Below are 12,236 nucleotides of genomic sequence, written 5' to 3'. Positions count from 1 at the left end.
AATCCGGAAAATCCAAGATTATATATCTCCGTTTTTCCCCGATAAACGCTGCGACGCTCATTTTAACATTCAATGCTCAATTCCCGGAGTTCAATTCCATGGGTGAGGTGCGCCGTTAAAGGGAGATCCAAGCGTTCTCAGGAATCTGTCATTGTGGGTTTAAAGCTCAAAAGGTCTGAGCCGCTTGCCTATTTTAAGAAGATCGCTATAATATAACTATAAAATAACTGATTGGAAATGAACACCATGACCTATAATCGATTGAAAGATGAAAAAAGTCCGTACCTGCTGCAGCATGCCCGGAATCCGGTGGACTGGTATCCCTGGGGTGCAGAAGCGTTTGAAAAGGCGCGACGCGAAGACAAGCCCGTCTTTCTTTCCATCGGCTATTCCACCTGTCACTGGTGCCACGTGATGGAACGCGAATCGTTTGAAGACGCGGATGTGGCGGAACTTCTCAATGACACATTTGTGAATATTAAAGTTGACCGCGAAGAGCGTCCGGATATTGATGCGGTCTATATGAAAGTATGTCAGATCATGACAAAGAGCGGCGGCTGGCCTTTGACCATTATGATGACGCCGGACAAAAAACCTTTCTTTGCCGCAACCTATATCCCCAGGGAAACAAAATATGGCCGGGTGGGCCTGCTGGAGATGATTCCGGAAGTTAAAACGCTGTGGCAGACGAGACGCGAGGATGTTCTTTCCACCTCATCGGAAATAATCCAGCTTCTGAAGCGGCCGATGACCGGCAACTCACGGGATGTCAGCGAAGAAATATTGCAGCGGGCCTATCAATCTTTATTGATGAGTTACGACAGAGCAGTTGGCGGTTTCGGCCATTCGCCGAAGTTCCCAACACCTCACAATTTCTTTTTTTTACTGTGCTGCTGGAAGCGGACCGGTGAGGCGCAGGCTTTGCAAATGGTGGAACACACGCTAAAAAATATGCGGTGCGGCGGGATTTATGATCAGATCGGCTTCGGCTTTCACCGCTATTCAACGGATGCCCAATGGATCGTTCCGCATTTTGAAAAGATGCTCTATGATCAGGCGTTGATGGCCATGGCCTATACTGAAATCTATCAGGCGACGGGGAAAAAAGAATACGAAATGGCAGCCCGTGAAATCTTTACCTATGTATTGCGCGATATGACGGATGCTCAAGGTGGTTTTTACTGCGCCGAAGATGCGGACAGCGAAGGTATTGAAGGAAAATTTTATCTGTGGTCGGAAAATGAGATCCGCAGCGTCCTTGCAAAAGAAGATGCGGATTTGTTTCTGTCTCACTACAGGCACATGAGCGACAGGTCTGTGCAGGGGATGCAGGAAATTCCCGCCGGTCACTTTATCCCGCATCTCAAACCATTATCAAGCGGAGGCACAGAGGATTGGTTACCGGAATTGTCAGGCAAAATGGAGGCCATCCGGAAAAAACTATTTGCCGTTCGTGAAAAAAGGGTGCACCCGCATAAGGACGACAAGATTCTGACCGACTGGAATGCTCTGATGATTGCGGCGCTGGCCCGCGCCGCGCAAGTTTTTGATGAGCCGGCTTATACCGGAGCCGCGCTTCGCGCGATGAATTTTATTGTTCAATCTCTGCATACCGATGAAGGCCGGCTGTTGCACCGCTACCGGGAAGGGCAGGGATCCATCGCGGCGAATATCGATGATTATTCTTTCATGATCTGGGCGCTCCTGGAACTCTACGAGACGACATTTGAAACAAAACATCTGTTCAAAGCCCTGGAGTACCAGTCTCACTTGTTAGCTTACTTCCGGGATGATCAAAACGGAGGATTCTTTTTTACCTCCAGTGATGCGGAAGAACTTTTGATGCGCCCGAAAGAACTCTATGACGGCGCCATTCCGTCAGGCAATTCAATAGCGTTTGTTAATACGCTGCGCTTGTCGCGAATCACCGGGGATGTCGAGATGGACGAAAGAGCGCACGAAGTTTACAGAGCTTTTTGCGGAGAGGCGGATGCAATGCCGACGGCTTTTACCCAATTTCTCTGCGGACTGGACTTTGCCATCGGTCCGGCGAGCGAAGTGATCATCGCCGGGAATCTGGAGAATTCGGACACGAAGTCGCTGTTGAAGGTTTTAAGAAGCCATTATGTGCCCAATAAGATCGTTGTTTTCCGCCCCGAGAGTTCAGCCCATCCCGATATTGAAACCATTGCTCCGTTTGTGCAGTCTCATGCCAGCGTCAACGGTCAGGCGACCGCTTATGTCTGTTCGAACTTTACCTGTTCGCTGCCGACAACTGATCCGCAACAGATGATGGAATTGTTGAATAAAAAGTAGGGAACGGTCGCGACCGTTCCCTACTTCTGACGGTTACTTCCCCATGCAGCTTGATTTGCCTTTTCCCTGTCCTTCGTTTGATTCTTTGGTCAGTTTGCCGTTTTCAAACGTCAGGGCATAGATATAATCATTGTCGCCGCAGTTGTAGTACCAGATTTCTACTTTGTTGGCGCATTTTTTATATTTTTTTACTTTTCCGTCTTTGTCTGTGCGGGTCGATGTCTGACGTCCTTCACAGGCTGTTTCTTTTGATGATGGTTTGCCGCATGTTGTAGCGACTTGCACCTTTGAGGCGCCGCTGGTTACCAGCCCGGACCCGCAGCGAAAAGCCAGCACGTCTGTACTTGCAAAAAATAAGAGAACAAGACCGACCAGTACGATTTGAATAGTTTTCATTTGTTATCCTTTCTTCTCAGAGTGATTGATGAGCACTAAATATTCATATTTGTGGAGATCATAAAAAAACTGCTGGAGGATTTCCTGCTCGTCGGAAAGCGGTGTGGCCGAACGCAGAGCCGCCTGGACTTTATCATTCAAAGCAATGGGGAGGATGTCGATATACCGGCCACGCAATATTTTGTATCGGTAGGCCCGTGCTATTTTTTCCAGGTGGGAAAATTTGATGGTGAACTCAGCATGCCCCTGAAGAGAAATTTTTTCGGGACTGCCTGCTGCCGTAAAGTTTCGATGGGGGAACAGGGGATCGTTTAATGACGTTTCACAGCTGTGTTCACTTAAATAAATGTACGGGACGGCGGCGCCGCATATTTTTTCCATGATTTCCAAGGCCCCGATGTTGATATTTTCAGTGGGGGTAAATTCGAGAGCGTATTCTTCCACATAATCGGCTACTCTGTTTAAAGAGCGGATGGTGTCGGGATCATTTTCCCCCGATTGGTTTTGCCGGAAGAACAGCGTGGGAAAATCGCCAAGATTTTCGTTCAGAATAACGAGGTCAAAAGCTCGCAGATCGGCTATGGGCATCTTTAAGAAATCCATTTCCCGGAAATTTACGGGATGTCCGGTCAATGTTTCCTTCTGCTTTTGCAGCAGAAGGGGTGAAATGTCCAACATGGTTGCCTGGAGGTTCGGGGTAAGAGCCAGAAAGTCCTTCATTAAATACCCGAGGCCGCCGCCGACTTCCAGGACGGTTTTTAAATCCGCAAGTGGAATCTTATCTTCCAGAAAATGAAAAAGATGCGCACCAAATGACGCGTTGTTTTGCAGCGCACGGCGGCAGGGGCTGTTGTCCGGATAAAGCGCATTCACGACAGTCAGCTCCCAGCCCAGAGACGTCAGCGTTCGAATGTGATAATCATCCGTGGTATTTAAAAAATAGCCCATATGCTTGAAATATTGTATCAGTCTTATTAAAATCAGGATGTCTGTGATTCTAGTTCAGGAAAGCGGAAAAATCAATCATGAAAGTGTAATTCTGTCTTACTGCTTACTTTTTCCCTTGGGGAATCTCTTCTGAAGCTCCGGAATAAGTTCGGTTCGAATATGTTCCGAATCAACGTATTTTCGTGAGTAAGCGCTGGAGAAACGCAGGATGCAGGTTGGTGTCTGATCAATTTCGTGCTGTTTGATCAACGCCGACCATTGATTAAAAACAGGTTTGGGATCCACTACTTTAAAAGAGACATTTTTCGATTTCAAGGCGGCCGCCAGAATATTTTCCTGATCGACTTTCTTCTGCGAGGCCAGAGAAAAAAGAATATTTCTTGCTTTTAAAACATTTTGATAGCCTTTGTCCGCAGCGACGGCAGCAAGGAAATATTTTGCATAGAGGCCGGTTCCCTTATGACCGGGAAAATCAACGAAAGTAATTTTAACATCGCCCCTGGCCAGAAGCCTTTCCAGCTCGGGTTCCAGTTCTTTTTCAACGGATTGACAGGGTGGACAAAAATAATCCGTGAAAATGATGAGCTCCCATGCGCCTTTGCCATAGGAAGGGACGGTCGTATTGTCGGCGGCATAGGCGGGTGTTGCCGATCCGGAAAAGGAAAGGCTGACAAATAGATAACCGATGACCATCATCGCCAGCAGCGGGATCCGCTGATGGTTCGTGAAAGGGATTTCCGCTTCACCGAAAGCGTATATCATTTTTTGATATCTTTTATTCAACATGATGGACCTCTCATAGTTAATCACATACATCAGTAGAACCATGATGCCGAAAGACAGGCAAAAAGGGCAGAAAACATTTTCCGATATCTGAAAAGAAACCAGATATACTTCCACGCCAATGCCCGCTGCGACCAGCATTCGCAATAAATCCGACTGTTTTAAAAGTGCCAGAATGATGATGACGGTCATGTAAACCACGCCAATGTACTTCAGGTCAATGTCGAAAATATCACCCCGGAGATAGGAACAGGAGGTGTCGCAAATGGTGTAAAAGGCCATCAAACCAATGCCGATAATGCCCAGCAGGACTGTGATCATAAAACGATGTTCGATGAGTAACCGGTATGGGTGCATCTGCTATTCTTTCGGAACAGTAATCTGTGGTGAGTATAAATATTGAAAATGGCAAAGTCAACATAATGTTCTAAAAAATAATTATGGTCTTGACAAGGTTCATTTGCTTATTCATAGTCAGCTTCAACAAGTTAAATAAGACAGGCGATATGAACATCTTTCATTGAATCCTTTTTCCACTCATGCGGGAAGGTATAGATCAGGTTGGTTTGTAAACGGGACGGGAAGAGTAAAAAAGACACTCATACTCATCAGGAGACAGCATGTCACAATATTCGAAAAAGTTAATCGAGCTTCTCAGTCATGACCATCCCGATCTTTCCGATTGGACGATAATATGTGCAAACGAAAGGGCTGTTGATCCTGTCCAGCATCTTATCCATACTGAACTTGGCGGTATTCTTCCCAAAATTGAAGCACTCAAATCCTACATAACCCATAAGATCAGTGAAAATTCAAACCTGAAGCCTGTCCCGGGTGATGAGCGGTTGCTTTACCTTATCCAGTTTATCGGGGAAAGATATCCTGATGAAGCCTATCCCGCGCGTCGCGCCGCAAGCCTTCTGCCGTTGATCACCAATCTGTCGGAATATAATATCGGGAAGGATACGATCGCGGGATCGGAACGGTTTACCGGGGAAGAGTGGGGCAGGTTTGAAGAATACCTTGACACTGCCCAGACTTTCCGGGAGTGGCTGTCCGGAAGGAATCTCTTCATGACGGAACTTGAAGTGGCTTGGCTGGATAAGATTATCCCCGGTGAAAGGGAAATATTTATCGGACTTCCCGGAATAACGCCGGTGACGGACCGGTTCTACAGAAGAATAAAAAGAGAAAGGTTGTTTATTGGTAAGCCGCTTTGCGGTATCGAACTGGCCTCGCCTGACAAACTTCCATTTGATTCGGCGAAAAACCTTGTCGGGTCATTCGGCGGCGAAGTCGAGCCGTCGGACGGCGCCCGCATTGAAATGGTCAGACTGGGCGGGCTTCATGCCATTGTTGACCTGGTTACCCTGGAGGCTTCCAGGTTCCTTAAAGAGCGGTCGGAAACGGATCAACTGCTGATATATCTGCTGGATGAGTCGCTCACCACGATGCTCTGGAACAGATCGCTTCGGCTGTTCGCCAATGCCGTCAATCTTGCTGTCTGGCTCCCCTTTTCGACAACGTCGGCGGGAAGAAGACTTTTAACTGAGATAGAAGAGGCAGAGCAAACGGGCGTGACGCCCGATTTTAAGAAATACGCCATGTCGTGCGCCGCGGAATTGTCCAAAAACAGAGAAAATTATGTCCGCGAGGAGTGCGAGGCGCTGGAGACGGCCGTATCTTTTTCCACCCTTCTCGACGACTGGAAAGAAAGGCTGGGGCGGAATTTAAACGATGCCGCGAAGATGCTGCTTGAAGTGAGAAAATTCCGGATCACGGGAAGCCGGTCGGCGCCGATACAGGTTGTCGGTTTTGGTCATGTTTCAGGCGAAAAATTCAGCCGGGGCCTGATACTGCCTCTGGACAGCGGCATTATGCCGACGCAGCCTTTTGAAGGTCCTTTCATAAATCCGGTGCATGTTCCGCAGATGAGAAAAAGCGTATTTGAATATGAGGATCTGATTTTCAGGCAAATCCTGGCTGATGGCGGCAGGATTAAAATAGCAGCCGTCGAGGACAAAATAAGGGAGAGAACTCCAAGCTATTACATGAGCCTCCTTGCACAGGAGTTCGGAAAGCCAATTACGGCAGTAGCATTTAAGGAATCGTTGTCAGAAAGGCAAATCAGCAGGAAGACGGCGATACCTGTTGATGATTCCCTTCGGAACAGGCTCAAAGCCTTTACTTATTCTTATTCGAGCCTCGCCAAGATTCTGGCGTGCCCGTTTTTATTTTACCATCAATACATACAGGGAATTGCCCCCCCTGCATTTATGGATGACAATGAAAAAATAAACATGCAGATGGGGACTTTTATCCACAAATTCTTTCAGCAGCTTTCAACCGGCAGGAAGGATCTGCTTGGCAACTGGGAAAAACTTTTTGATGAGCTCTGGGAAAGCGATGAGAACGAAGAATTAAGAAATGTTGAAGGCATCAATATCTACATGCTGAACGCAAAAATCTTATTGCAGGAAATATATGAAGACGAGCTGAAATCAGACCGGCGGATCATATTTGCCGACAATGCCATATCCTGCGAGGAAAAATTCAGCGGTATGATCGGCGGATGCTATAAGATCACCGGACGGTCGGACAGGCTGGCAAGGATATCGGGGCGTACCGAGGTGATAGATTTCAAATATTCAAAAAAGCAAAGCAGGTTTAATATCCCCGTAAGAAAAACCGTGCTGGAGCGTTTTCAAGAAAAGGGCGTTTTGCATCCCGTTGTGCAGCTGATGATTTACCAGCATTTTAATAAAGACGTTGAAGGAGCCCGTTTTTGTTTTCTGAAAGAATCGTCAAAAGACCGGGACATGGCTCTTCCTCCGGAGCAAAGTGCCGGGGCGGATGAGCTGATGTTCGCCGTCAAGGCGCGCCTTGATGCAATTATCGGAGGAAATGAGCTTGCGCCTGATCATGACTCTCAGGAATGTGAATTCTGCCTGTACCAGTCATTATGCGGGAGAGAAGGCTATTATAAGGCTTCAAGGGGGACTGCCTGATGCAAAGCATCCTTCTGAAGGCTTCCGCCGGTTCGGGGAAAACAACACGGCTCACCAACGAGGTATTTAACAGAATATCCGCCGGGGGGAAATTCATCTCAGCGCTCACCTTTACCCGCGCCGCAACCGCCGAGATGCGCTCCCGCATCATGGAAAAGATAGCATCCGGAAAAGAGATGCCCCTGCTGGCCAGGCTAAGCCTGATCATGGAGGCGGGCCGGGTCGGCTACTCGACGATAGACTCATTCTTTTACAGACTTTTTGCCGCATCCGGTCATGCGCCGAAGATGGCTGATGAAAAGACACAGATGGAACTATCCGGAGAAATAGAAGGTCTTTTTCGCGACAGCATCATACGAAGCGGCAAAGGAAATAAGCTGATCATTGCCGCCAGAATATTGAAAACAGACATTGACGCGCTCTGGAGTCCCCTTGCAGAAGAACAAACTGTCGAGCGCTGTCTGATGGATATGGACAGGCTTGAAGATCTTGACGCCCTTATGAAAGAGAACGGCGTTTTAACGAATGAGCTTGAATCGCTGAGTAAAAAGGTAAATGAATTGTCAGAACAGATTCCGGCCGGCAATGTTCAAAGATGGGTTGTCCATGCGATGACTGATTATGAAAGCTTTATTGCCAAAACAGTCGCCACCCATTCCGATCTGGAGGATTACAAAGGTCTTGGCATGAAGATCAGGTGGGATCAGAATCCTTATTCAGATCTCAACAGGATTTTCAAGAATTATAGAAAGACAGCTGAAAAGCTGTCAGTTAACAAGGCTCTCCTCAGAGAACTGGCCGTTGCGTTTCTTTGCGGGATCTACCTTGATGCGGCGGAAAAAGTTAAAAAGAAAAAAGGCTTAATATTTTTCTCCGATGTGCGGAAATCGCTCCTGGCCCTTGATGGAACCGCATCGAATGAACGGCCGAAGCTCATGAGCAACTACTTTTCCCTCGGGTTGGACAGGACCGAACATCTGCTGGTTGACGAATTCCAGGACACATCGACAGGCGATATTGCGATCCTGCTGCCTCTCATTGACGAGATTTTATCCGGCCATGGCGAGCGGGGCGAAAGATCATTCTTTGCCGTAGGCGATTGGAAACAGATGATCTACGGATGGCGCGGCGCGGACCGCGAGGCGCTGGAAATGGCGATCGGGAGCTATCTGAAAAGCGGCGTAATCACCGAAAGCTCGCTGGAATTCAACTACAGAAGCACGCCCCTGCTGATATCTTTTTTCAATAAACTTGTGGAAAATCTCTTTGATGGGAAAGAGAAAACAGAGGTGCAGAAACCACCGGAAAATAATGACGGGTTTGAAGGCCTGACGGAGGTGAACCTTGTCCAACTTGAAAAAGACGGCAGATCGGAAGATCCATTTTATTCCGCCATCATCGATGTTCTGAAAGCCAAGAAGTCGGAATACGGTTGTCAGTGGGGAGACATAGCAGTGCTGACGGCCACCAATAATCATGTCCAGAAGATATCATCCGAACTTGCCAGGGAACACATTGATGTGTCAGAGGTCAAAGGCAGGCAGCTTCTGTCGAAGAAGGAAGGTGTCGCGGTAATGCTTTTCCTGGCGGGTGTTCTTTCTAAAGACGGCGATAAGCAGTTTGCTGCAACGGCGGCGCAGTCTCCTTTATGGAGTGAAATATTCGGGAATATAGGGAATGTCAGGGCTGAGTATGCCTGCAAATTCCCCGAACCTTTCGGGATAATGGCCGTAAGCAGCGCCATTGAGCTTTTGCGGGGAAAACTGCCGGCAACCATACTGGATATATGGCAGGATGAGGCGCAGGCCTTTTTCAGTGAAGGCGGCGTCGATGCTGACGCCTTCCTTTCACGGATGTTTAATATCCGCTTTAACCTGAAGGTGCCTGAGGCCGAGGACAGGGATCATATCAAGGTTGACACCATCCACGGAACAAAAGGACTTCAGTTCAGGCACGTTTTTGTGTTTTGGAACGAAGATGAAAAAGAGCCGCCGTTCTATCTGCATTCCGAAAGATCTCATGTGCAGTTCACGTCGGATGAACTTGCCCTTTTGGGGGCGGGAGAATCGGCTGTTGCAAAGGAAATCGTCAAAAGACATGAAGAAAATATGGTGCGGCTGAGGCGCGAGAAGGCAAATGTTTTTTATGTCGCAGCGACCAGGGCGATACAAACGCTTACTATTTTTCTGCCGGTAAAAAAAGAAGGGAGTTATAAGCCTGTTCACCGGGCGGTGCTGGACACATTTGCGCAGTTTGCGCCCGATGGCGGTAAAAAAGATATCTGTACTTCAGCCGGCCCGTTAAAAGAAGCGGAATGCATCGCAGTATTTGATGTTCCGGAAAAACATCATGACGAACCTGATCAGTATGGCGAGATTGACCCGGCGCTTTTATCCGCCTATATCAAAGCAGGCATCATGCGGGGTGAACGGCTGCACCGGTGGCTGGCCAAGGTTGTTGATCAGACGAAACTGCCGCCTGCCGGAGAGTTGAACAATGAGGAATATGAGACGGCGCTTCGTTTTGTTGATAGAAGTGAGGTCTCTGCCGTCATGTTCAGACCGGGCAAACTTTATATCGAACAGCAGATATCCGACAAGAAGAATTTCGGCATAGTGGATAGAATGATCGTTTCGGACAACCTCATCACCATCATTGATTATAAATCCGGTTCCATGCGGGGGCTCAAACAAAAGTACGATGAACAGCTGAAACGCTACACCAAAATCATGGAGATGCTCTATCCGCTGACCAAGGTTGAATATTACATTTTATCAATGGATGTCTAGGCTGAAATAAAGGGCCTGTTTGCACAGGCTTCAACTTTAATGCCTGTGGTTATAAATGAGCCGGGTGTCTTGATATTTTTCGTCAGCATCATCGGGACAGATTCTTCCGCATTCTGGTTAATGAATGTCCTCCTGTCCCGAGCGACAGTGATTATGAAATAAATCAATGATATCAATACACTGCCACGATATGTTCCCGTCATGAATTTCTTTGAGTTTTTCCTGATAAATCTTGACAATTATTAGGCAATCCATTAGCCTACCGTACTGTTTTTAGGGAACATTGCGAGCGTCTGAACCGGACATGCCGTTAACGGTAATGTTGCATGCGCTTTCAAAAAGGGGGAGGCAATAATGATTGGTGTGCTTATCACAACGCACGGAAATCTGGGAAATGAGTTGATCCATGCGGCGGAGTCGATCAAGGGTCCGTTAAAAGATGTTATGCACGTTTGTGTTGAACAGACCAAAGGTGTGGAAGATTTGAAAAAAGAAATCCAAAACGCCATCAAGAAACTGGATCACGGCAAGGGCGTGTTGATTCTGACGGATCTTTTCGGCGGCACGCCTTCGAATATTTCTCTGTCTTTTATGAAGGAGGGTAAGGTAGAAGTGGTTACGGGGGTTAATCTACCCATGCTGCTCAAGTTGTCGGACGTTAATGAAGCGATCACGCTTAATGAGTTTGCCACTTTCATAAAAGATTACGGGAAAAAGAATATTTCGCTGGCCAGTGAAATATTAAGCAAAAAAGCAATCGGGTGATCAATTGACGGAATCTTACGACATCGCTCTGGTGCGGGTGGACAACAGGCTTGTTCATGGCCAGATTCTGGAGGCCTGGGTGCCCTTCATCGAAGCGAAATGTATCATCGTCGTGGATGACAACTCTTCCTGTGATTTCTTCTGCGAGACAGTCATCCGGATGGCGGTTCCCAGTGAAATCGAAGTCAATATCTGCTCCGTGGAAGATTTTGCGGCCAATTACGTTTATGCTCAGGGTAACGGGAAAAAGACGATTGTATTGTTCAGCAATATTGCGGATGCCCTGAAGGCTTATCATTTGGGGTTTCATTTTGAAAAGCTCAATATCGGTAATATTCATCATGAAGACTATAAAGTCTGCTGCGCTCCTTCCGTTTTTTTATGCGAGACGGAAATTCAGGATGTCTTCAAGCTACTGGAAGATGAGGGCGTTGCCGTTGAACTGAAAAGAGTTCCGAGAGAAAAAGCCGTGAATATCAGGGATGCTTTAAAGGAGTTCTGTCAGGTAAAGCAATAGCGAGGCTGGTACGATATTGTTTGTAAAAATAATTATCATATCTTTTGTCGGCGGTCTGCTTTGTCTTGATCGCGTATTTGTTCAGGCCATGATCTCCCGGCCGATTATTGTTGCTCCGGTCATCGGCCTCATTCTCGGCAATCCCTATGCGGGATTGATCATCGGCGCGATTCTCGAACTCTTCTGGATTGACCGCATTCCCGTCGGCATTTATGTTCCTCCTAATGATTCCATTGCGGCCGTGATCGCCGTATCGATGGCGATACTGTCGGCCCAAACACCGGCTGCGGTTACCAGGGAACTGATGGCCCTGTCGATCCTCCTGGCGATTCCTTTCGGCATTGGAGCAAAAAAAGTTGATGTTAAAATCATGGCGTCCAACAATCATCTTTCCGATCAGGCTCTGGTAGACGCCAAAGATTTAAATATAAGAGCCATAGAAAGAAAAACGTATCTCGGTTTGGCCAAAGTATTCCTGTTTTATGTGGTTCTGCTGTTTGTTTTGCAAATCATTTTTATTCCCACACTGATCTGGATTTATCCGAAACTGCCGGCTCCAATCAATGCGATGCTTTCTCTAACCTACTATTTTCTGCCGCTCTTAGGCATTGCCGTTGCGATCAATACCATCAAACTGCGCGGCGCGATCCCCGTTTTCTGCGCGATATTTTTAGTGGTTGCCGCCGCTATGGAATTTTTCCATGTCTTCTGAAA

10 protein-coding genes are annotated in these 12,236 nt (G+C 47.4%); 6 read left to right on the top strand and 4 right to left on the bottom strand.

Annotated elements, in window-relative coordinates:
• The first annotated feature begins 246 nt into the window (after window positions 1-246).
• On the top strand, window positions 247-2,316 hold the full coding sequence (locus CVU71_04080; GenBank protein ID PKN20963.1) for a thioredoxin domain-containing protein: 2,070 nt from the start codon (window positions 247-249) through the stop codon (window positions 2,314-2,316).
• A gap of 33 nt (window positions 2,317-2,349) precedes the next feature.
• Here CVU71_04080 and CVU71_04075 read toward each other — a convergent pair whose 3' ends face one another.
• The 3 genes from CVU71_04075 to CVU71_04065 all read right to left on the bottom strand — a co-directional run bounded on the left by CVU71_04075 (window position 2,350) and on the right by CVU71_04065 (window position 4,800).
• Window positions 2,350-2,712, bottom strand: a complete 363-nt coding sequence (locus CVU71_04075) for a hypothetical protein (protein ID PKN20962.1) — start codon at window positions 2,710-2,712, stop codon at window positions 2,350-2,352.
• 3 nt (window positions 2,713-2,715) lie between these two features.
• Window positions 2,716-3,660, bottom strand: a complete 945-nt coding sequence (locus CVU71_04070) for a hypothetical protein (protein PKN20961.1) — start codon at window positions 3,658-3,660, stop codon at window positions 2,716-2,718.
• 96 nt (window positions 3,661-3,756) lie between these two features.
• Window positions 3,757-4,800: a hypothetical protein gene (locus CVU71_04065; protein ID PKN20960.1), complete on the bottom strand. Its 1,044-nt coding sequence runs from the start codon at window positions 4,798-4,800 to the stop codon at window positions 3,757-3,759.
• 263 nt (window positions 4,801-5,063) lie between these two features.
• Here CVU71_04065 and CVU71_04060 point away from each other — a divergent pair, with 263 nt between their 5' ends.
• Window positions 5,064-7,451: a hypothetical protein gene (locus CVU71_04060; protein ID PKN20959.1), complete on the top strand. Its 2,388-nt coding sequence runs from the start codon at window positions 5,064-5,066 to the stop codon at window positions 7,449-7,451.
• Window positions 7,451-10,240, top strand: a complete 2,790-nt coding sequence (locus CVU71_04055; GenBank protein ID PKN20958.1) for a hypothetical protein — start codon at window positions 7,451-7,453, stop codon at window positions 10,238-10,240. The genes CVU71_04060 and CVU71_04055 overlap by 1 nt, the downstream gene beginning before the upstream one ends.
• Here CVU71_04055 and CVU71_04050 read toward each other — a convergent pair.
• Entirely contained in the window at window positions 10,237-10,443 is a 207-nt protein-coding gene (locus CVU71_04050; protein ID PKN20957.1) for a hypothetical protein, read from the bottom strand. The genes CVU71_04055 and CVU71_04050 overlap by 4 nt on opposite strands.
• Before the next feature lie 151 nt (window positions 10,444-10,594).
• Between CVU71_04050 and CVU71_04045 the strand changes: the two genes are divergently transcribed.
• The 3 genes from CVU71_04045 to CVU71_04035 are packed head-to-tail and all read left to right on the top strand — an operon-like array spanning window position 10,595 to window position 12,234.
• Window positions 10,595-11,005, top strand: a complete 411-nt coding sequence (locus tag CVU71_04045) for a PTS fructose transporter subunit IIA (protein ID PKN20956.1) — start codon at window positions 10,595-10,597, stop codon at window positions 11,003-11,005.
• Between the two features lie 4 nt (window positions 11,006-11,009).
• Window positions 11,010-11,522: a PTS sorbose transporter subunit IIC gene (locus tag CVU71_04040; protein ID PKN20955.1), complete on the top strand. Its 513-nt coding sequence runs from the start codon at window positions 11,010-11,012 to the stop codon at window positions 11,520-11,522.
• A gap of 13 nt (window positions 11,523-11,535) precedes the next feature.
• On the top strand, window positions 11,536-12,234 hold the full coding sequence (locus CVU71_04035) for a hypothetical protein (protein PKN20954.1): 699 nt from the start codon (window positions 11,536-11,538) through the stop codon (window positions 12,232-12,234).
• The last annotated feature ends 2 nt before the right edge of the window (window positions 12,235-12,236 follow it).

Source organism: Deltaproteobacteria bacterium HGW-Deltaproteobacteria-6, assembly GCA_002840435.1.
Taxonomy (GTDB): Bacteria; Desulfobacterota; Syntrophia; order Syntrophales; family Smithellaceae; genus UBA8904.
The sequence above is the reverse complement of the archived record's forward strand: the minus strand, read 5'-3'. Positions and strand labels throughout refer to the sequence as shown.